At 70.7% G+C, this 21,110-nt stretch carries 18 protein-coding genes and 1 tRNA gene; 11 read left to right on the top strand and 8 right to left on the bottom strand.

Translation table 11 applies throughout. The features are described from left to right. Positions 1-545 precede the first annotated feature (545 nt). The 3 genes from OG407_RS22645 to OG407_RS22635 form a co-directional block, all read right to left on the bottom strand. Positions 546-618: transfer RNA gene (locus OG407_RS22645), tRNA-Arg, on the bottom strand. 153 nt (positions 619-771) lie between these two features. Beyond that, positions 772-2,454: an IclR family transcriptional regulator C-terminal domain-containing protein gene (locus tag OG407_RS22640; protein WP_405860632.1), complete on the bottom strand. Its 1,683-nt coding sequence runs from the start codon at positions 2,452-2,454 to the stop codon at positions 772-774. A gap of 324 nt (positions 2,455-2,778) precedes the next feature. Then, positions 2,779-4,062, bottom strand: a complete 1,284-nt coding sequence (locus tag OG407_RS22635; RefSeq protein ID WP_405860630.1) for a M6 family metalloprotease domain-containing protein — start codon at positions 4,060-4,062, stop codon at positions 2,779-2,781. Between the two features lie 284 nt (positions 4,063-4,346). On the opposite strand from OG407_RS22635, the gene OG407_RS22630 reads away from it, so the two are divergent. Together OG407_RS22630 and OG407_RS22625 are read left to right on the top strand one after the other, a co-directional pair. Then, on the top strand, positions 4,347-4,991 hold the full coding sequence (locus OG407_RS22630) for a TetR/AcrR family transcriptional regulator (RefSeq protein WP_366496892.1): 645 nt from the start codon (positions 4,347-4,349) through the stop codon (positions 4,989-4,991). Positions 4,992-5,130: 139 nt separating this feature from the next. Continuing rightward, positions 5,131-6,690 (top strand): MFS transporter, encoded by a 1,560-nt coding sequence (locus OG407_RS22625; RefSeq protein WP_405860628.1) that lies wholly within the window; start codon positions 5,131-5,133, stop codon positions 6,688-6,690. A 111-nt stretch (positions 6,691-6,801) separates the two neighbouring features. On the opposite strand, the gene OG407_RS22620 is transcribed toward OG407_RS22625, so the two are convergent. Then, positions 6,802-7,329, bottom strand: coding sequence for a MarR family winged helix-turn-helix transcriptional regulator (locus OG407_RS22620; RefSeq protein ID WP_405860626.1), 528 nt, complete (start codon positions 7,327-7,329; stop codon positions 6,802-6,804). A 140-nt stretch (positions 7,330-7,469) separates the two neighbouring features. Between OG407_RS22620 and OG407_RS22615 the strand changes: the two genes are divergently transcribed. Next, positions 7,470-8,273: a class III extradiol ring-cleavage dioxygenase gene (locus OG407_RS22615; protein ID WP_318016916.1), complete on the top strand. Its 804-nt coding sequence runs from the start codon at positions 7,470-7,472 to the stop codon at positions 8,271-8,273. 27 nt (positions 8,274-8,300) lie between these two features. On the opposite strand, the gene OG407_RS22610 is transcribed toward OG407_RS22615, so the two are convergent. Continuing rightward, the gene (locus tag OG407_RS22610; protein WP_405860623.1) at positions 8,301-8,831 is read right to left on the bottom strand and encodes a GNAT family N-acetyltransferase; all 531 of its coding nucleotides are present in this window, start codon (positions 8,829-8,831) and stop codon (positions 8,301-8,303) included. 213 nt (positions 8,832-9,044) lie between these two features. Between OG407_RS22610 and OG407_RS22605 the strand changes: the two genes are divergently transcribed. Both OG407_RS22605 and OG407_RS22600 read left to right on the top strand, forming a co-directional pair. After that, the gene (locus OG407_RS22605; RefSeq protein WP_365305699.1) at positions 9,045-10,043 is read left to right on the top strand and encodes a sigma-70 family RNA polymerase sigma factor; all 999 of its coding nucleotides are present in this window, start codon (positions 9,045-9,047) and stop codon (positions 10,041-10,043) included. A gap of 421 nt (positions 10,044-10,464) precedes the next feature. Next, positions 10,465-11,217 carry a TetR/AcrR family transcriptional regulator gene (locus tag OG407_RS22600; RefSeq protein ID WP_405860621.1) on the top strand — a complete coding sequence of 251 codons (753 nt, stop codon included), beginning with the start codon at positions 10,465-10,467 and terminating at the stop codon, positions 11,215-11,217. A gap of 24 nt (positions 11,218-11,241) precedes the next feature. Here the strand turns inward: OG407_RS22600 and OG407_RS22595 are convergent, their stop codons facing one another. Then, complete coding sequence (locus OG407_RS22595) at positions 11,242-12,222, bottom strand: helix-turn-helix transcriptional regulator (protein ID WP_405860619.1); 981 nt, start codon at positions 12,220-12,222, stop codon at positions 11,242-11,244. Positions 12,223-12,324: 102 nt separating this feature from the next. Between OG407_RS22595 and OG407_RS22590 the strand changes: the two genes are divergently transcribed. From OG407_RS22590 to OG407_RS22565, 6 genes are all read left to right on the top strand, one after another. After that, entirely contained in the window at positions 12,325-13,860 is a 1,536-nt protein-coding gene (locus tag OG407_RS22590) for an MFS transporter (protein ID WP_405860617.1), read from the top strand. Between the two features lie 126 nt (positions 13,861-13,986). Then, positions 13,987-14,298: a hypothetical protein gene (locus tag OG407_RS22585; protein ID WP_405860615.1), complete on the top strand. Its 312-nt coding sequence runs from the start codon at positions 13,987-13,989 to the stop codon at positions 14,296-14,298. 165 nt (positions 14,299-14,463) lie between these two features. Beyond that, positions 14,464-15,225, top strand: a complete 762-nt coding sequence (locus OG407_RS22580) for a DeoR/GlpR family DNA-binding transcription regulator (protein ID WP_327403369.1) — start codon at positions 14,464-14,466, stop codon at positions 15,223-15,225. Next, positions 15,222-16,169 (top strand): 1-phosphofructokinase, encoded by a 948-nt coding sequence (gene pfkB, locus OG407_RS22575; RefSeq protein ID WP_327403370.1) that lies wholly within the window; start codon positions 15,222-15,224, stop codon positions 16,167-16,169. The genes OG407_RS22580 and pfkB overlap by 4 nt, the downstream gene beginning before the upstream one ends. Before the next feature lie 160 nt (positions 16,170-16,329). After that, positions 16,330-18,453, top strand: a complete 2,124-nt coding sequence (locus OG407_RS22570; protein ID WP_405860612.1) for a fructose-specific PTS transporter subunit EIIC — start codon at positions 16,330-16,332, stop codon at positions 18,451-18,453. 126 nt (positions 18,454-18,579) lie between these two features. After that, positions 18,580-18,834, top strand: a complete 255-nt coding sequence (locus tag OG407_RS22565) for a hypothetical protein (RefSeq protein WP_405860610.1) — start codon at positions 18,580-18,582, stop codon at positions 18,832-18,834. 19 nt (positions 18,835-18,853) lie between these two features. On the opposite strand, the gene OG407_RS22560 is transcribed toward OG407_RS22565, so the two are convergent. Together OG407_RS22560 and OG407_RS22555 are read right to left on the bottom strand one after the other, a co-directional pair. Beyond that, entirely contained in the window at positions 18,854-19,600 is a 747-nt protein-coding gene (locus tag OG407_RS22560) for a DUF6227 family protein (protein WP_405860608.1), read from the bottom strand. Positions 19,601-19,757: 157 nt separating this feature from the next. Then, positions 19,758-20,984 carry an Ig-like domain-containing protein gene (locus OG407_RS22555; protein WP_405860606.1) on the bottom strand — a complete coding sequence of 409 codons (1,227 nt, stop codon included), beginning with the start codon at positions 20,982-20,984 and terminating at the stop codon, positions 19,758-19,760. Positions 20,985-21,110 lie beyond the last annotated feature (126 nt).

Below are 21,110 nucleotides of genomic sequence, written 5' to 3'. Positions count from 1 at the left end.
GCGCGACGATCTGCCGGCAGTGATACGGCAGGCACGGATACGTGGCCGCACCGTACAAGTCGCTACGGGTTCTCCGGTTGTCGAGGTGGGGGACCGCCGCGAACTCCTCCAGCGCCCGGTGCCACTGGCCGCGCGCCGCCCGCAGCATCGCGGCGGTGAGACGCACCAGCAGGCGGACACCGGTCTCGCCCTCGTCGTGCGTGGCCTGCCGGGCGCGGTCGAGCCAGTGCTCGGCGAGGTCGAACCGGCCCGTCCGGGCCAGCACGTTGGCGAGCCCCGCCAGCGCCGGCGCGGTCACCGGCTCGGTGTCCCAACTGTGCCCCGCCGCAACCTCGATGGCCTCCTCGCAGCGCTGCCGGGCCAGGGCGAAGGAGTGGACCGTGGAGGCGAACCCCAGGTGGGCCAGGCAGGCCACCTCCAGGCAATCGCCGGTCGGCCCGCCGCAGAGGTGTCCGCCGCAGCAGCTCCGCCGAGACGACAAAGACCCTCCCGTCCACCGGACGGAAGGGCCTCTGACCAAGCCTGCGCGAACAACCACCGCGCTGTGCCCTCGGCAGGATTCGAACCTGCGACACCGGCTTTAGGAGAGCCGTGCTCTATCCCCTGAGCTACGAAGGCGGGACGGATCGCCCCGGAAGGCGGTCCAGGACAGGGTAGCGGATCTGGGGAGCCGGTTCGGTGGGGGAGGGCAGGGCGCGGACGGGCAAGGCAGGGCAAGGCGGGGACGGGCAGGGCAAGGCGGGGACAGGCAAGGCAGGGCGGTCACCAGGCTCAGGACGCTGACACCCGCGTAAAGCGCCCCGCCACCCGCACGTCCGCCTCGATCGCGCTCGCCGTAGCCGTCAGCTCGGGCAGGATGTCCCGGACGTACTCCTCGACCGTTCGGCCGGTCACATGGGTCGCCGTGTTCAGGGCGGCGACCACCCTGCCCGTACGGTCGCGGACCGGCACGGCGATCGAGCGCAGGCCCGCCTCCAACTCCTCGTCGACCAGGGCGTATCCCTGCGAACGGACCGTGTCCAGCGCCGCCGCCAGCGCCACCGGGTCGGTCAGCGTGCGAGGGGTCAGCGCGCGCAGCTCACCCAGGGCGGAGCGTTCCGCGGGCGGGGCGTCCGCCAGGAGCACGCGTCCCAGTGCCGTCGCGTACGCCGGGAACCGCGTACCCACCGCGATGTTCACGCTCATCACCCGGCTCGTGGCGACCCGGGCCGTGTACTGGATGGCGTCGCCGACGAGGATCGCGAGGGACGCCGACTCGTGGATGCGGGAGGCGAGGGCCGTGAGGTGGGGGAGCGCCAGGTCGGGGAGGGTCGTACGGGAGAGGGGCGGGAAGCCGAGGGACAGGACCCGGGGTGTGAGGGCGAAACGGCGGTCGCCGGAGGCGGCGATCAGGCCCAGGTGCTCGTACGTGATCAGGGCCCTGCGAGCCGTCGCCCGTGCCAAGCCCGTCGCCTGGGCGACCTCCGTGAGGGTCAGTTCGGCGCGGCCCTCGCCGAACGCCGTCAGGACCGTCAGCCCGCGGGCCAGGGACTCGACGAACTCCCGGCCGAGCTCCTGCTTGGACGCCCCCGTCCAGGTCGCGAGTCCGGAGGGCGCGGCGACGGACTCGCCCCGCGGAGCCTCGCGCAGGTCCGCCGCCAGGTCCTCCTCCATCGTCCGTACCGCCGAACGCAGCCTGGGCAGAAGGGAGTTGCGAAGATCCTCCGCCGTGTGCCGGCTCGTATGGCTGACGACGCTCGCCACGCACGCGATCGCGCCGGTACGGGGATCCCGCACCGGCACGGACACCGCCACCAGCCCCGGTTCGATCAACTGGTCGTCCAACGCCCAGCCGTCCTGGCGCACTTGGACGACCCACCGCTCGAAGTCGGCCCCGGGCGAGGACCGTTCGGGAACGGCCGGGAAGCGCTCGTCCCCCGGGTCCGCCGCCCGCCGCTCCCGCCACCGCCGCCACTCCAGGTCCGTCCACTCCGTCGCGAACAGCGGTCCCGGCGCGGTGCGTTCGGCCGGGAGCAGGTCGCCGATGCGGAAGCTGAGGGACATCGCGCGGCGGCGGGTGGCCTGGTGGATGAACCGGATGCCGTCCCGGTCGGCGACCGCGAGCGACACCGACTCGTCCAGTTCGTCGGCCAGGGCGTCCGCGTGGGCGTCCAGGAGTGAGGGCAGGCGCAGGGCGGCGAGATAGGCGTTGCCCAGCTCCATGACCCGAGGGGTGAGAACCGCGTCCCGGCCGTCGAGACGGACGTATCCCATGCGCGCGAGCGTCGCGGTGATCCGGTCGACCGTGGAACGGGCCAGCCCGGTGGCCCGTTCGAGCCCGCTGAGGCTCAACATCCCACCCGAGTCGGTCAGTTGACGCACCACCGCGACCCCGCGGATCAACGGCGCGACCGCCTCGGCGGGCACGACGGCGGCAGGATCGACCAGCGTGAGGTCAGCGGCGTCAGTGGGCATCGATTCTCCGGTACGGCAATCTCGGCAGCCCTACGGTAAGCCCGAGGCGCCGTGGCCCTCGTCGCCGACGGCGCTGCGGTGGCCGGGGCCGGACCTTCACCGCCGCGACAGTTCTCCGGTGGGCCCGCACCCGGCACCCGCACCGCAGGAGGCCCAACGCCGTCTCGCGCCCGGCGCACTTCGTTTCCGGCGAACCTGCGACACCGGCTTTAGGAGAGCCGTGCTCCCTCCACCAAGCCGCGCCCCCGTGCCCCCGCCTGCCACGCCCCCTACCTCTACGCCCGCCCCCTTCCCCTCAACCGCCTCCCCCTCAACCCCCGTCCCCTACCGCGTCCGCGTAACCGTCACCCGATAGTCCCCCGCCGCATCCGCCCCCGTCACCGCCACCCGGATCCCCCTCCCCGGGTCGTTGAAGCTCTCGCCCGCCACGAACGGGGCGTCCGACAGTTCGGCGTGGACGTTGGGGCTCCGGGTGCAGCCGCCGCTGTCCCGGTGGGCGTCGTACACCTTCACCGGGCCCATGCCCGTGTCCACGTCCGCCTCGACCTTGTAGATGAGGACGCCGGGGCGGCACACCGCCTCGTCGTTGCCCTCGCGGGTGCGCAGCTCCAGGGCGTAGCCCGTGCGGCGGGTGAGGGGGACGAAGATCAGGCGGGTGCCGTCGGTGCCCGGGTGTTCCATGGGGGTCAGGGTGTACTCCGAAGTGCCTCTGGTCATCGCACAGTTGACCTGGGACGGGTCCAGCCAGCCGAGTTTCCACTTGTGCCAGCCGAGGAGGTCGTTGTTGGCGCCCCAGTCCTCGCTCATGATGTCCCAGTGGCCGACCGCGCCCCCGCCCTCCTGGGTGTAGAGGTCGGGCAGGCCGAAGACGTGGCCGTTCTCGTGGGGGAGGACGCGGTATCCGGTCTGGGAGTACGAGCCGGAGCCGTCGTCCTGGCGGGAGTAGACGAAGGACGCGTTGGAGACGGGGACGCCGTCCGCGACCGGGGCCTCCGTGTTGCCGGCGAACGTCACCGACAGGACCGTGTCCAGGGCGGAGGGGCCCGCGTTCGGGGTGACCAGGACGTTCAGGAGGTCGTACTGGCGGAAGTCCACCGTCGGGTCGGCCGCGGCCACGATGTCCTGGACGAGCTGCCGGTACCCGGGGTCGAAGGGCGCGCCGCGCTCTATGCCGTAGGACCTGAAGGGCTTGGGCATGCGGAGCCAGTGGGTGACCGGGGTCTCGGGGCGGTAGTCGAGGCGGCCGTAGGAGCTGGTGGCGAACCACTCCTGGGTCTTGGGGAAGAACTCGCGGTACCGGTCCATGGCCGTGCCCTCGCCGGGGGCGTCGGAGAAGTCGACCATCAGGGTCAGGGCGTGGACCGTGCCGGTGGAGCGGGAGTAGCCGCCGGGGGTGGGGATGCCCTCGGACATCTGGACGTCCAGGGGGCCGTTGATCATGCAGGGGCCGAGTGCGGAGGTGCGGGCGAGCGCGACCGGGCCCGCCGCCGTCATGGCGCCCGGGGTGAGGTGTCCGGTACCGGCCGAGGTGCTGACCGCGAGGGTCAGGACGGTCACGGACGCGAGGGCGGCCACGCGGCGCGGGCGTATCCGACGGCTGGGCTGCATGCAGGGACCCTTCGCGCCAACGGCAGCCGCCGGTCTCCGGCTGCACCCTTTCGATCACCCTGTGTCGTGTGCCGCGAGGGCGCGCGCTGGAGGAGACCGACCGTGTGGTTCTGGTCGGCGGGGGCCGGAGAAGGGTCCAAACGAGATGTGACCCAGGTCACATGAAATGTCTCGGTGAGCGGGAAATAACCGGGGACCGTTTCCCCGTTTAGCCATGTGTCCGAGCGAAACGGGGAGTGCTTCCCCGGATCGCCCCAGCAGTCCAAGACCTTCAGGAGCACGCCGTGACGACCGCGACCCCCGTACAGCGAAAGGTGACCCGGCCGCGCGCCGACGCTTTGCGCAACCGGGAGCGGATCGTCACCGCCGCCCGTGAGATGTTCGTCGAGTTCGGCCCCGATGTGCCGCTCGACGAGATCGCCCGCCGGGCCGGCGTCGGCAACGCAACGCTTTACCGCAACTTCCCGGACCGTGACGCCCTCGTTCGCGAGGTCGTGGTCTCGGTCATGGACCGTACGGCGGAGGCCGCCGAGCAGGCGCTCAACGAGACCGGCGACGCCTTCGCCGCTCTGGAGCGCTTCGTGCACGTCTCCGCGGACGAGCGGATCAGCGCACTGTGCCCGATGATCGCCAGCACCTTCGACCAGTTCCACCCGGACCTGGAAGCCGCGCGCAAGCGGGTCGAGGAGCTCATCGACGAGGTCATGGAACGGGCCAGGAGGGCCGGGCAGCTCCGGTCCGACGTGGGAGTCGGCGACCTGATGGTCGCCGTGGCCCAGCTCAGCCGGCCGCCGGCCGGCACCGGCTGCCTCAGCGCCGACCGCTTCGTACACCGACACCTGCAGCTGTTCCTGGACGGACTGCGGGCCCCGGCCCGCTCGGTCCTGCCCGGCACCGCCGCGACCATGGAGGATCTCCGGCAGCCCTGACCGATCAGTTCAGAGCGTCACGCCAGTCTCAACAACAAGCTTCCGGCTCTCGTCGATGTGGACGAGCCGTCCCCGACCACGTTTTTCCACGTCCTTCTTCCGTATTTTTCCGTCACGAAGTCCCGAAGTGGGTACCACCATGTCTGAAACAGCTCGAAGCGCCCCAGGCGCTCTCGACAAGGCCTCCGAGGCCGAGCACGAAGCCCATTCCAACCGCTGGAAGGCGCTCGCGTTCATCGCGCTCGCCCAGCTGATGGTCGTGCTCGACGCCACCATCGTGAACATCGCCCTCCCGTCCGCCCAGACCGACCTGGGCATCTCCGACGGCAACCGGCAGTGGGTCGTCACGGCCTACGCCCTCGCCTTCGGTGGTCTGCTGCTCTTCGGCGGTCGTATAGCCGACCTGTGGGGCCGCAAGCGCGCCTTCGTCGTCGGTCTGACCGGCTTCGCCGCCGCGTCCGCGCTCGGCGGTGTCGCCACCACCGGCGCCATGATGTTCGGCGCCCGTGCCCTCCAGGGTGCGTTCGGTGCCCTGCTCGCGCCCGCCGCGCTCTCCCTGCTCGCCGTGATGTTCACGGACGCCAAGGAACGCGCCAAGGCGTTCGGCATCTACGGCGCGATCGCCGGTGGCGGCGGCGCCGTCGGCTTCATCCTCGGCGGCGTGCTGACCGAGTACCTGGACTGGCGCTGGACGTTCTTCGTGAACATCCCGTTCGCGATCGTCGCCGCGCTCGGCGCGTACTTCGTCATCCGCGAGCCGGAGGGCGGCCGCAACCGCAACCCGCTCGACATCCCGGGCGTGCTCCTGTCGACCCTCGGTCTGGTCTCGCTCGTCTACGGCTTCACCCGCGCCGAGACCGACGGCTGGGGCGACTCCTCCACCATCGCGCTGTTCATCGCGTCGGCGGTCCTGCTGGTCTCGTTCGTGATCGTCGAGTCCAGGGTCAAGGCCCCGCTGCTGCCGCTGCGCGTGATCACCGACCGCAACCGCGGCGGTATCTACCTCTCGCTCGGCATCGCCATCATCGCGATGTTCGGCACGTTCCTCTTCCTCACCTACTACCTCCAGGTCGTGAAGGGCTTCTCGCCGATCAAGACCGGCTTCGCCTTCATGCCGATGATCGTCGGCATGATGGTCGGCTCGACCCAGATCGGTACCCGGCTGATGACCCGCCTGCCGGCCCGTCTGCTGATGGGCCCCGGCTTCCTGGTCGCCGCGGTCGGCATGCTCCTGATGACGCAGCTGGAGATCGGCTCGTCGTACGCCTCGATCATCCTGCCCGCGATGCTGCTGCTCGGTCTCGGCATGGGTACGGCGTTCATGCCGGCCATGTCCCTGGCCACCCTGGGCGTCGAGCCCCGGGACGCGGGTGTCGCCTCGGCGATGGTCAACACCTCGCAGCAGGTGGGCGGCGCGATCGGTACGGCCCTGCTGAACACGATCGCCGCGTCCGCGACGACCGCGTACATCAAGGACCACATCGCCGGCGCGGGTACCTCCAAGACCCAGCAGCAGCTCGTCGCGCTGCAGGGCCAGGTGCACGGCTACACCAACGCCATCTGGTTCGCCGTCGGCATGCTGGTGGCGGCCGCGGTCATCGTCTCGGTCCTCGTCAACGCGGGCAAGCAGGGTTCCGACCCGGTCGCCTCCGGTGACGACGTCGAGGACGAGTTCAAGATCCCGGTCGTCGCCCACTGACGACGCCCGGCCGGTCGTACCCCCTTCGCACCATCCGTACGTACGGGGAAGGGGACGCCCCGTGCGTACGACTCCCAGGAACTGCCCTGGTTCTCCGTTGAGTTGAGCGGCTCAGCGGAGCCAGGGCAGGTCCGCACCCGCTTCGTTCGGCTGAAGTCCCTCGGCGACGATCTCCATGATCTCGCCGAGGGACTTCTGCTGTTCCGGGGTCAGCCGCGCGAACAACGCCTGCCGTACGGCGGTCACATGGCCCGGCGCGGTCCGGTGGAGCACGCCGTAGCCCTCGTCGGTCAGCACCGCGAACTGGCCGCGCTTGTCGGAGGGGCAGTCCTCGCGGCGCACCCACCCGTTCTTCTCCAGGCGCGCGATCGCGTGCGAGAGCCGGGAGCGGGTGATCTTCGCGTTCATGGCCAGCTCGGTCATCCGCAGCCGGCGGCGCGGGGCCTCGGCGAGCTGCACGAGAAGGCCGTAGTAGATGTGCGGCATGCCCGCGTCGCGCTGGAGCTGGCGGTCCAGATGGTCCTCCAGGAGGGTGCTGGCGTGCATGTAGAAACGCCAGACACGCTGCTCCTCGGCGGAGAGCCAGCGGGGTTCGTCGGAGGGTGCCGCCGCGTCAGCGGGTGCGGGTGCCGTGTTCATGCACTCCACTGTACGAGAGCCCTCCTTGAACGTTAAACAAACAGGGCGTAAGCTCGGGTCAGGAAGTTTGAGAGTTCAAGCATCAGAGATCCAGTACATCAGAGATCCAGTACAGAGTCCGACCCTGGGGAGTGACCGTCATGTCCACCGCCGCACCGGAGCGCATGCCCGCCCTCTATCTCAGCCACGGCGCCCCGCCCCTCGCGGACGACCCGATCTGGCCCGGCGAGCTCGCCGCCTGGTCCGCCGACCTCCCCCGCCCCAAGTCGATCCTCATGGTCTCCGCCCACTGGGAGGAGGCCCCCCTCGCCCTCGGCGCGGTCGACCCGGTCCCGCTGGTCTACGACTTCTGGGGCTTCCCCGAGCACTACTACCAGGTCCGCTACGACGCCCCGGGCGCCCCCGAACTCGCCGAGTCCGTACGGAAGTTGCTGCGCGCCCCGGGCATCCCCGTCCAGGACGTCCCGGACCGCGGCCTCGACCACGGGGCATACGTCCCGCTCGTCGAGATGTTCCCGGCCGCCGACATCCCGGTCCTCCAGGTCTCCATGCCGACCCTCGACCCGGCGAAGCTGATGGACATCGGACGCAAGCTCGCCCCGCTGCGCGACGAGGGCGTCCTGATCGTCGGCTCCGGCTTCTTCACCCACAACCTCGCCGCGCTGCGCCACACCGGCGGGGGAGTGCCCACCTGGTCCTCCGAGTTCGACGACTGGGGCAGGCGCGCGCTGGAGTCCCGCGACTGGGACGGCCTGCTGGACTTCCTCCACAAGGCACCGGCCGGGCGCTACGCCCATCCGCGCACCGAGCACTTCGCCCCGCTGTTCGTCGCGATGGGCGCGGCGGAGGCGGCCGGCGAACTGGACGCGCGGGAGTCCGTGAACCCGTCCGTGATCGACGGGTTCTGGATGGGGATGGCGAAGCGGTCGGTGCAGTTCGGCTGACCCGCCCGGACCCGCGCCCTCCTGGAGCTACAACTCCCGTTCGTACCAGGCGACATCCCAGTAGCGGCCGAACTTGCGGCCCACCTCCCGGTGGACGCCGATGTGCCGGAACCCGAAGCGTTCATGCAGCCGCGTGGACGCTTCGTTGGGCTGTGCGATGCCCGCGTACGCCCGGTGCACGTCCTCGTCCGCCAGGGCCTCGAACAGGGCCTTGTAGAGCAGCGTGCCGATGCCCCGGCCGCCCGCGTCGGGGGCGAGGTAGACCGTGACCTCGACCGAGGTCGAGTAGGCGGGCTTCGCCCGGTAAGGGCTGGATGTGGCGTAGCCGAGGATTCGCTGTGAGTTTCCTTGGAAGGTCCCGTCCACGGCAACCTTCAGCCGGTATGGCCCGTCTTCAGGGTGGGAGAGCAGCCAAGGGCGACGCTCCTCCGGTGTGAAGGGGGCGGTGTCGAAGGTGATCGGGGTCTCGCGCACGTAGTGGTTGTAGATGTCCGTGAGGGCGTCGAGGTCACTCTCGACTCCTGGCCTGACCTGCACCTCTGTACGTTCCGACGACATCGTTACCCCCTTGTGGCCGGACAGGGTACTGCAAGATCAGAAAAATAGGGGAGCGGGTTGGGAATTCTGTCCGGATTCCAGTCGTTGTTTCCATCAGATGCAGGGCACACGAGAAGAGTCACCGGACAAGTGCCACAGCATCGGACGAACACCTGCTGACCCTCCCCCAGTGCCAAAGGGCCTGGGGGGACCCCCATTCGCAAGGGAGCACGCATGGCAACCCGTGCCGTCGCCCGTCGTAAGTCCGCCTCCGGCGAGACCTCCGGCGTGGCGCGCAGTGTTCGCGCCCATGGCGGCGAGATCGCCGACCGCGACCTGGTCGGCATGTATCTCGACGAAATCGCGCGCACGCCGCTGCTCGACGCCGCCAAGGAAGTCGAGCTTTCGCAGACCATCGAAGCGGGCGTGTTCGCGCGCCAGGTCCTTGAGGGCGAGGAGAAGTCCCAGGCGGACGCCACCCGCGCCGAGCTCGAAGCCCTGGTCGCCGAAGGGGAGCGTGCCAAGGACGTCTTCATCCGTTCCAACCTCCGCCTGGTCGTGGCCGTGGCCCGCCGTTACCCCCGTAGCGGCCTGCCCCTCCTCGACCTGATCCAGGAGGGCAACGCGGGCCTGGTGCGCGCGGTCGAGAAGTTCGACTACCGCAAGGGCTTCAAGTTCTCGACGTACGCGACCTGGTGGATCCGCCAGGCCATCACCCGCTCCATCGCCGACCAGTCCCGGACCATCCGCCTGCCCGTCCACCTCGTGGAGGAGCTGGGCCGGATCCGCCGGGTGCAGCGCGAGTTCAACCGCAAGAACGGGCGGGAGCCCGAGCACGCGGAGATCGCCGCCGAGCTGGAGTCGACCCCGGAGCGCGTGACCAACGTCCTGGACTGGGCCCGTGACCCGGTCTCGCTGAACATGTCGGTGGACGACGACGGCGACACCCAGTTCGGTGACCTCCTGGAGGACACCTCCGCGGTCTCGCCCGAGCAGTCCGTCATGACCCTGCTGCGCAGCGAGGAACTGGACGACCTGATCGGCCGCCTCGACCAGCGCACGGCCTCCATCATCAAGATGCGGTACGGCATGGAGGACGGCCGGGAGCGCACGCTCACCGAGGTCGGCAAGGAGCACGGCCTCACGCGCGAGCGCATCCGCCAGATCGAGAAGCACGCACTGCTGGAACTGAAGAAGCTGGCCAGCCAGACCGGCTTCGACGCGGCGGCGTAAGCGGTCGTGAGCGTGCCGGGGGCGTGAGTCCCCGGCCTCCGGCCCGGTGGACGCGGGGGCGCGTACGAACGACGTAAGCGCCGTACCGCGTACGCCTGGTGGCGGGAGGCCGCGCGAACATGGCTGTGTAACGCCGCTTCAAGCTGCTGGGCCCTGGGAACAAGACTTCAGAGCCCAGGAGTTCGGGTCCGGGGCCACGCCCCGAGATCCTCTGAGCCAAGTCCCGACGCATTACCCCCCCGGCGCCGGGACTCTCCCGAACCGGGCTTCGGCGCCTAGCCCCCAGGCGTCGGGGCCCGGTTCTCCTCGTCCGAGGGACGGGTGGGGCGTCGGCAGGCAGGGACGGCGGGGCACCCCGTACCTGAACCCCGGGGTGGCCCGCCGAATGGCAGATTGTGCCACATCGGCATAGCCTGCCGATGTGAGCAGCCCCACCCCAGCACCGGATTCCACCCCCGCCTCCCCCGCTGCCCCCTCGGTCTCCTCCGCGCCGCTCTCGCTGACCGAGCGGCGCAAGGCCGAGACCCGGATGGCGATCGCCCGGGCCGCGGCCGGACTCTTCGTGCGGCACGGGCTGCGGGCCACCCGCGCCGAGGACATCGCCCAGAGCGCGGGCATCGCCCCCCGCACCTTCTACCGCTACTTCGCCACCAAGGAAGAGGCCGTCGCCCCGCTCTACGCGGCCGGCGCCCAGCGCTGGGTGGAGGCGGTCCGCGCGGCCCCGGCCGCCCTGTCGGTACCGGAGGCCCTGGAACACGGGGTCCGTTACACGCTGACCCCTGGCGTGGGCGTCTCCGTCAACTCCTGGACCTGGGTCCGCACGTTGATCGGCATGGCCGAATCCAGCCCCGCCCTGCGCCGGGTGTGGGCGGAGGTCTACCAGGCATCGGAACGCACCCTGGGCGAGATCCTGGCGGAACGCCTCACCGTGGAACGCCTCCCCAGGGGCGACGACACCGCCGCCGACCCGGCTCCGCCCGTGCTGTCCCCCGAGCTGCGCTTCGCCGCCGCCGTGGCAAGTGCCGCCGTACGGACGGCTGTTGAGGGGTGGGCGTCCGGGGAGGGGCGGGGGAGTCCGGTGGAACCGGCGCTGCGGAACCTGCGGGCGTTGCGGGACTTTCCCTGGGGCGAGCTGGGGACGGGACGGGGCACGGTGGGACGGGGCACGGTGTGAACCCCGCTCACGTGCCCCCGAGGCTCATGCCTGCCGCTCGCCCCCATTGACCGCCCGGCTCAACCGTTCCCCCAACTCCCTTACGTGCCGCACCAGTTCCTCCGGCTCGTGCACCGTGAAGTCGCATCCCAGCATGGCCAGCCGTACGGCCAGCCAGTCCAGCGCGTCGCCGGTCGTGGCGCGCACGCTGCAGCTGTGTTCGTCGAGCGGTTCCGGGGTGCCGAGCCAGGCGGGGATGCGGGCCGCGACGACATCGGCGGAGGCGGCGAAGGTGACGGCGTACTCGTACGTCTCCTGACGCCGGTGCATCGACTGCCGTAGGTACTCCGCCGCGCTTCCGGTCGGCAGCTCGCGCGGGGTGAACCGCGCCCCGGTCGCGAAGGGCTGGCTCACCCGGTCGACCCGGAACGTCCGCCAGTCCTCGCGGTCGAGGTCGTAGGCGACGAGGTACCAGCGCCGGCCGGTCGAGACGAGGCGGTACGGCTCCGTCCGGCGGCGGGACTCGGTGCCGTCCTTGGCGCGGTAGGCGAAGCGCAGCCGCTCGCGGCCGGCGACCGTGGAGGCCATCACGGTCAGCGTCTCGGGGGCGATGCTCGCGCCGTCGCCACTGGTCAGCGGGGTGGTGGCGGCCTGGAGGGTGGCGACCCGGTGTCGCAGCCGCGAGGGCAGTACCTGTTCCAGCTTCGCCAGCGCCCGTACGGAGGCCTCGTCCACGCCCTCGACCGCGTGCCCGGCGCCCGCGCGCAGGCCGACCGCGATCGCCACCGCCTCCTCGTCGTCCAGCACCAGCGGGGGCATCGCCTTGCCCGCGACGAGCCGGTAGCCGCCGTCGGAGCCGAGCGTCGCCTGCACGGGGTAGCCGAGTTCGCGGAGCCGGTCGATGTCCCGCCGGACCGTGCGCCGGGACACCCCGAGCCGGCCGGCCAGCTCGCCGCCGGGCCACTCGCGGGGCGTCTGGAGGAGCGAGAGCAGCTGGAGGAGCCGGGCCGGGGTGTCGGTGGTCATGAGTTCCCCGTCGTCGTCATGGGTTCTCCGTCGTCGTCATGAGTTCGAGGATGCCGTAGAACTAGGACACGATCTGACCTAATGAGGTCATAGCTTCAAGCCATGACCTCCACCGAAACCCTTGTCGACAGCCCGACGGATGTGGCGGACCCGGTACGCACCGGTGACCGGCGGCGCTGGTTCGCCCTCGCGATCGTGATGACCGCGGCCTTCATGGACCTCGTCGACGTCACGATCGTCAATGTCGCGATCCCGTCGATCCAGCGGGACGCGGGCGCCTCGTTCAGCCAGATCCAGTGGATCACGGCCGGTTACGCGCTCGCCTTCGCCGCCGGGCTGATCACCGGCGGGCGGCTGGGTGACATCCACGGCCGCAAGCGGCTGTTCCTCGTCGGGATCGGCGGCTTCACGCTCGCCTCCGCGCTGTGCGGCTTCGCCGCGAACCCGGAGATGCTGGTCGCCTCGCGCATCCTCCAGGGCGGGATGGCGGCGATGATGGTGCCGCAGGTGCTGTCGATCGTGCACGCGACCTTCCCGGCGCACGAACGGGGCAAGGTGTTCGGGCTGTTCGGCGCGATCGTCGGCCTGGGCGCGGTCTCGGGTCCGTTGCTCGGCGCGCTGCTCACCGAGTGGAACCTCTTCGGTCTCGAATGGCGCCCGATCTTCCTGATCAACCTGCCGGTGGGAATCGCCGGCCTGATCCTCGGCAGCCGTTTCATCACCGAGTCGAAGGCGCCGCGCGCCCTGAAGCTGGACCTCGTCGGCGTCGCCCTGGTCACCCTCGGCCTGCTGATGCTGCTCTATCCGCTCACCCGGGGCGACGAACTGGGCTGGCCCGCCTGGGGGTTCGTGTCGATGTCCGGCTCGATCGGCGTCTTCTCCGCGCTGGTGGCGTACGAGAAGCGGAAGGCCGCGCGGGACGGTTCGCCGCTCGTCGAGCTGTCGCTGTTCGAGGTGAAGAGCTTCGCGGTGGGCATCGCCGTGCAGACGGTCTTCGGCATCGGGCTCGGCATCTTCTTCCTGGTCTGGACGCTGTACATGCAGATCGGGCTGGGCTGGAGCCCGCTGCGGGCGGGGCTGACCGGCGTACCGTTCTCGATCGCGGTCTCGGTGGCGGCCGGGATGTCCGTGCAGAAGCTGGTGCCGCGGCTCGGCGGACGCAACGTCCTCCAGGCCGGCGCGCTGGTGATGGCCGTGGGCGTGCTGCTCTACCTTTGGGAGGCGGACCGGTACCAACTGGCCATCGCCTCCTGGCAGATGGCGCTCCCGCTCGTCGTGATGGGCGCCGGCATGGGCCTGATCTTCGCCCCGCTGACCGACACGATCCTCTCCGAAGTGCCGCGCGAGCACGCGGGTTCGGCGTCCGGACTCATCAACACCGTTCAGCAGATGGGCAATGCGCTCGGACTCGGGCTGGTGTCGGTGGTCTTCTTCGGCTCGATCGGCGACCGGTTGACCCCGGCCGAGGTGGGTCCGGCGTTCGTGAACGCCTTCCAGAACTCGCTGGGTTGGGTGGCCGCGGTGATGGGCTTGATCTTCCTGTTGATGTTCGCGTTGCCGGGGAGACGGACGGCGGGGAAGGTGGCGGATCAGGTGACCGGGCAGGCGGCCAAGGAGGTTGAGCCGAGCGGGAGTTGACGCGGTTCGGCAACCCAGGAGAGCGCCCCGCCCCGAGGCAGTACGGGGGCGGGGCGCTCGACGCAAACCGCCGGGTGGTCCGGCGGCCTACTGCGGGCCGAACACCGCCGACCTCTACGAGGCGCAGTGCGGCCTCGCCCAGAAACCCAGAAGCCCTGTGCCGCCGAGGACTTCAAGGACATCGCCACGATCGGCACCATGCTCGCGGGCATGGCCGACCACACCGAAGGCGTCCGGTTCGAGCTGGCGAGGGTCGTCGAGAGCGTGCGGGGCTATGTCGCCACCGCCCTGCCCGCGCAGGGAACGGCCGTACGCGTCGGCCTCCCGGAGCACCGCGCCCGGCTCGAACAGGCGATGCGCCAGGAAGCCGCCCGCGACGAACTGGCGCACGCCATCCTCACGGCCGAGCAGCGGATCAAGGAGCTACGGCACGGCTGACGGCTCGGTTGACGGCACCGCTGACAGCACAGCTGACGGCACGGGTGATCGCCCCCTCTGCCCGTTCATGTCCACCTAATGCCCGAACCTGTTTACTTTCCGGAAATCCGAGCGTAGCCTCCGAGCGAAACCACAAGTTCGGGCACAGGTCGGAGGCGAACGGACATGTACGCACCGGAGCGGCAGCAGGAGATCCTCCGGCTGGCCCGTGACGGCGGGCGGGTGGACGTGATCTCGCTGGCCGAGGAGTTCCAGGTCACGGCGGAGACGATCCGCCGGGATCTGAAGGCCCTCGACCGCGCGGGACTCGTCCGGCGGGTGCACGGCGGTGCCATACCCGCCGGGCGGCTGGACTTCGAGCCGGACCTCGCCGAGCGCGAGTCGACGGCGGCCGACGAGAAGGACCGCATCGCCAAGGCGGCCCTCGCCGAGCTGCCGACGCAGGGCACGGTGATCCTCGACGCCGGCACGACGATCGCCCGCCTCGCGGGCATCATCCCGCTGGAGGCCGAACTCACCGTCGTCACCCACTCGTTGCCCATCGCGGCCCGCCTCGCGGACCACCCGGGCATGCAGCTCCACCTCGTCGGGGGGCGCGTGCGGCACCGTACGCGCGCCGCCGTGGACGCCTGGGCGCTGCGGGCGTACGGCGAGATCCGCGCCGACGTCGTGTTCGTCGCGGCCAACGGCTTCTCCGCCGGGCACGGACTGACCACCCCCGACCTCGCCGAGGCCGCCGTGAAGCGCGCGGCGATGTCCGCCGCCCGCCGCGTGGTGCTGCTCGCGGACTCCGCCAAGCACGGCCAGGAGCACTTCGCCCGCTTCGGCGCCCTGAGCGACGTGGACCTGCTGATCACCGACAGCGGGCTGAGCCCAGAAGACGCCACCGCCATGGAGCGCGGCGGCATGGAAGTAGTGCGCGCATGATCCTGACCGTCACCCCGAACCCCTCCCTCGACCGCACCTACGAGGTCCCCTCGCTGGATCGCGGCGAGGTCATACGGGCCACCGGCGAGCGCATGGATCCGGGCGGCAAGGGCGTCAACGTCTCCCGCGCGGTCGCCGCCGCGGGCCGCCGTACGGTCGCCGTCCTGCCGCTGGGCGGTGCTCCGGGCGCGCTGGTCGCGGACCTGCTCGACGCGCAGGGCATCGAGGTCGCGCCGGTCCCGGTCGCCGGGGCCACCCGTTCGAACATCGCCCTCGCCGAGGCGGACGGCGTCCTCACGAAGATCAACGCACCCGGGCCCGAACTGACCGCCGCCGAACAGGAGTTGCTCCTGGAGACGGTCCGGCGGCAGTCCCGTGACGCGGACTGGATCGCCTGCTGCGGCAGCCTCCCGCGCGGCCTCGCGCCGTCCTGGTACGCCGAGTTGGTCGCCCGCGCCCACGCCGTCGGCGTCCGTATCGCCCTCGACACCTCCGGCCCCGCGCTCATCGAGGCCCTGCGCGAACGCCCCGACGTCGTGAAGCCCAACGCCGAGGAACTCGCGGAGGCCGTCTCCCGCCCCCTCGCCACCGTCGGCGACGCGGTCAAGGCAGCTGAAGAACTACGGGAGTTGGGCGCCGGCGCCGTCCTCGCCAGCCTCGGCGCGGACGGTCAGTTGCTGGTGGACGGCTCCGGTGTCTGGTTCGGCAGCGCGCGCGTCGACGTCGTACGCAGCAATGTCGGTGCGGGGGACTCCTCGCTGGCCGGCTTCCTCATCGCCGGCGGCCACGGCCCCGAAGCCCTGGCCTCGGCGGTCGCCCACGGCGCCGCCGCCGTCCAGCTCCCCGGCAGCGTGATGCCCACCCCGGCCGACCTGGACCCGGCCGCGGTGACGGTCACGGCGGACGTCCCGGTGGACCGCGTCCTGACGGAGCCGGTGACATGAGCGCGCTCATGGTCTCGACGACCGCTCACCTCCGCTCCCTGTTAGCAGCCGCCCCCTTCCGGCAGTCCGGTAGTACTCCCGTCCCCGTCCCCGTCCCCACCCCCACCCCCGCCCCCGCCCACGGCAGTCCCCGGGCGATACGCGTGCGAAGGAGCCCGCGATGAGCGAGATGATCACCGCGGACCTGGTCGACCTCGACCTGTCCGCCGATACCAAAGAGGCGGCGGCACGTGCCCTCGCCGAGCGCATGGTCGCCCAGGGCCGGGTCACCGACCTGGACGGCTTCCTCGCCGACGTGGCCGCCCGCGAGGCGCAGATGCCGACCGGCCTGGACGGCGGCATCGGCATCCCGCACTGCCGCAGCGAGTACGTCACCGAACCGTCGCTCGCCTTCGGCCGCAGCGCCGAGGGCGTCGACTTCGGCGCCCCGGACGGCCCCGCCGACCTGATCTTCCTGATCGCCGCGCCCGCCGGGGCCGACGACGCCCACCTGACGATCCTCTCCGCCCTGGCCCGCCAGCTCATGAACGCCGAGTTCACCTCCGCCCTGCGCGCGGTGGGCGACGCGGAGAGCGCGGCGGCCCTGATCCGCGGCGACGAGACCCCGGCGCCGAGCCACCCCGTGCCGAGCACCTCCGCGTCGGGCACCCCCGTGCCGAGCACCCCCACGTCGGGCACCCCCGAAAACTCCGCCGCGACGCCGGCGGCGGCCTCCGCCGGCGCCGCGGCGGGCAGTTCCCCGGCGGCCGGTGCTACGGAGGACCAGGGCGCCGGCGCCGCCTCGCAGCCCTTCCGTATCGTCGCTGTCACCTCCTGCCCGACCGGTATCGCGCACACCTACATGGCGGCCGAGGCGCTGGAGAACGCCGGGCGCGCGGCGGGCGTCGACCTCGTCGTGGAGCCGCAGGGCTCGGCCGGTTTCACCCGGCTCGACCCGGCGGTGATCGCGGCGGCGGACGCCGTGATCTTCGCCCACGACGTGCCCGTACGGGAGAAGGAGCGCTTCGCCGGGAAGCCGACCGTCGACGTCGGCGTGAAGGCGGGCATCAACCGTCCCACCGAGCTGATCAGCGAGGTCCGCGGCAAGGCGGAGCGCGGCGAGGTCACCGGCGGATCCGCGCCGACACCGGTCGAGCGCGGCGGCGAGGCGGGCGAGGGCTACGGCTCGATGCTGCGCAAGTGGCTGATGTCCGGCGTCAGTTACATGGTCCCGTTCGTCGCGGCGGGCGGTCTGCTGATCGCCCTCGGCTTCGCGATCGGCGGCTACGAGATCAAGTCGGCGCCCTCGGTCATGCAGCACTTCGTGTGGACGCAGACCGACAGCTGGGCCGCGCTGATGTTCCAGATCGGCGGCGTCGCCTTCGGCTTCCTGGTCCCGGTGCTGGCCGGCTACATCGCCTACGGCATGGCGGACCGGCCCGGTCTGGTGCCCGGCTTCGTCGGCGGCATGATCGCCTCCACCATCAACGCGGGCTTCCTCGGCGGCCTGGCCGCCGGCCTGATCGCCGGTGGTGTGGTGCTGGCGATCCAGAAGGTGAAGATCCCGAAGGCGGTGCGCGGGATCATGCCGGTGGTGGTGATCCCGCTGATCTCCACGGCGATCGTCGGGTTCCTGATGTTCGTGGTCATCGGGAAACCGATCGCCTCGGCGCAGAAGGGCATGACCGACTGGCTCAACGGCCTCAGCGGCTCGAACGCGATCCTGCTGGGCGCCCTGCTCGGCCTGATGATGTGCTTCGACCTCGGCGGCCCGGTCAACAAGGTCGCGTACACCTTCGCCACGGCGGGCATCGCGGTCTCCAGCCCGAGCGACTCCGCGATGAAGATCATGGCCGCGGTCATGGCGGCCGGCATGGTCCCGCCGCTGGCGATGGCCCTGGCGACGACCGTGCGCGGCAAGCTCTTCACCGAGACCGAGCGCGAGAACGGCAAGGCAGCCTGGGTCCTGGGCGCCTCGTTCATCTCCGAGGGCGCGATCCCGTTCGCGGCGGCCGACCCGCTGCGGGTCATCCCGTCCGCGATGGTGGGCGGCGCGATCACCGGTTCCCTGTCGATGGCGTTCGGCGCGACCCTGCGGGCCCCGCACGGCGGCATCTTCGTGGTCCCGCTGATCGGGCACGCGTTCCTCTACCTGATCGCCATCGCGGTCGGCATGTGCGTCACGGCGGCCCTGGTCGTCGTACTGAAGGGCATGCGCAAGCAGGCCGCCGGCAGCGCGGCCCCCGGAGCACCGGAGGACATATCCGCCCCTACGGCGGACACGAAGCAGCCGGTCGCCGTCTAGCCCCTTTCCGGGCTCTGTCCGGCCTCTGTCCGGCCTCTTTTGGGCCACCGTGAGGTGTTCACGGCAACTGCGAGATACGTCACGGTCCGGGACCACGGTCCCGGACCGTGGTGTCTACTGGAACGCATGCCTGAGCACGTCTCGATCCTCCAGCTGACCGGTGCGGCCGTTCTCGCCCTGGCGACCGTCGCCTGGGTGTTCGGCCTGACGCGCGTCCTGCGCCGCTCCCTCGTCGAGCCCACCGCATGGCACGCGGCCTACCCGCTCCACGGCCTCCCGAACCAGCGCCACACCGCGCCGCACGTGGAGTCCGTCGAACTGACCCCGGCGGAGCGGGACGCCTTCGCGGGTCTGGTACGACAGCTCAGCGACGGGCGTTGAGCGGGCTGGCTCGGGGCTGCTAGGAGACCTGCGCCGCCCGCCGCTCCATGGCGTCGCGGGCCGCGTCCTCGCTGACGTACACCTCGCACATGTGCCGCCCGTCCGGCGTCGCCGTGTGCTCGACCTCCCACAGGGAGATCTCCGCGCCGTCCTGCAGCAGGAACGCGTGCTCGTAGAGCGAGAAGCACAGCGCGGCACGGCCCGCTCGGAACGGGCGGCCGAAGGCCTGCGTGATCTGGTGCGCGAACGCCGTCTCCAGCAGCGCGGCCGTCTCGTCGTCCGGCCGGTCCACGTTCTCCGCCCGGCGCAATAAACGGCGTGCGTGGTCCGCGGAGTCGTCCGCCAGATACGTGTGCCGGGGCTCCGGGAACGGCGCCAGCTGCACCATCACCGGCAGTTCGAAGTCCGGGGTCTCCGGTGTGTCCGGCGGCAGCGGCAGCCGCGCGGTCGCGATGCGCAGCTCCTCCTCGTCGACGTACACCTCGTGCTGGGTGTCTCTGCCCAGCACGGTGTTGTGGACGAGCTCCCACAGGGTCAGCGCCGAGCCGTCGGCGAGCAGCCAGGTGTGCCGGTACGTCTCCCGGTGCAGGCCGGCGCTGTGGTGCGCGGAGTACAGCGAACTGTCGTGCGCCAGCGCGCAGTCGAGACGCCGTATGGTCTCGTCCGGCAACTCGAAGGAGTTCAGGGCGCGGCCGAGGAGTCGCGCGAGGTACTCCTCCGGAGACTCGGGTTGTTCGTACGCTGCCGTGTCGTACGGAACGCTCAAGGCTTCTCCCGGCGTTGCTGCATGTCACCTTGTGGGTGCATACCGTAGCCCCTCGGTCGGACATCATTCCTGTGAACCGAGAAAACGTATGCCCGGAAAACGCGCGGGCCGCGCGAGATGTTCCCGCGCGGCCCGAAGTTCCGTCAAAACCCGCCGGTCAGGCGGCACTTCCGGCGGTCCACTCGCTCCACGCCATGTTCCAGCCGTTGAGTCCGTTGTCCGGGTCCACTGTCCTGTCGGGGGAGTTCTTCACGATCACGACGTCCCCGATGAGGGAGTTGTCGTAGAACCACTTGGCGTTCGTCGCGCCCTGCGCGCCCTGTACGTCCGCGAGCCCGACACAGCCGTGGCTGGTGCCCGTCCGGCCGAAGGGCGGGTTGGACTTGCTGTACCAGTAGTTGCCGTGGATGAACGTCCCCGTCGAGGTCAGACGCATCGCGTGCGGCACGTCCGGGATGTCGTACTCCCCGCCCAGACCGACCGTCCGGCTGTCCATCCGCGTCTGCGTGAACTTCTCGGAGATCACCATCTGGCCGTTGTACGTGGTGTGTTCGGGGCTGCCGGACGAGATCGGCAGGGACTTGAAGGTCTGGCCGTCCCGTACGACCGTCATGGTCTGCGTGTTGACGTCGACCGTGGAGACCTGCGACCGCCCGACGTCGAACGTCACGGTCTTCTTCTGCACGCCGTAGGCGCCGTTCGCGCCCTCCACGCCGTCCAGGTCGATCTTCATCGTGACCTTGGAACCGGCCTTCCAGTAGTCCTGCGGCCGGAAGTCGAGCCGCTGCGCGCCGAACCAGTGCCCCACGACCTGCTGCCCGCTGCTGGACGTCACCGTGATGTGCGACTGCACGGCCTTCTTGTCGCTGATCACCTTGTCGAAGGTGAACGACACCGGCATCCCGACACCGACCGTCGTCCCGTTGTCCGGGGTGTACGTCCCGATGAAGCTGTTGCTCGAAGTGACGGTGGTGAAGATGGAGTTGGCGGCCGCGGTCTTCCCGCTGGAGTCCTTCGCGGTGGCCGATATCTGGTACTTGGTCCCGCGATCCAACTGCTCCTTGGGCTTCCAGGTGCTCCCATTCGCGGATATCGCACCGTCCACGACCTGCCCCGACCCCGCGACGGTCATCTTCACGTCGGTCAACGTGCCGTCGCTGACCTGTACGCCGGTGGAGTTGATGGACGCGTTCGTCGAGCCGTCCTTGGCGGAGATGGCGATCTTCGCGGTGGACGTCCTGGCGGTCGTGTTGCCGCCGCCCTTGTTGTCGCTGTTGGCGTCCGCGCTGGCGCTGCCACCACACGCGCTGAGGGTGAGGGTGCCGACCACCAGGGCGGCGATGGCCCCCAGTACGCGCCGCGCTGCTATGTCCGGCGTTGTCACGGGCTGCTCCAGGTTCGTGGGATGTACGTGATGCGTGACGCGTGATGCGTGATCCGCTGCGATGCGTGGACAAAGAGGGGCCGCGCCCCTGCACGGGTTCCCCGCGTTCCCCATGGACGCCGTCCG

Source organism: Streptomyces sp. NBC_01515, assembly GCF_045040345.1.
Taxonomy (GTDB): Bacteria; Actinomycetota; Actinomycetes; order Streptomycetales; family Streptomycetaceae; genus Streptomyces.
This window is presented reverse-complemented; position numbering and strand designations above follow the sequence as displayed.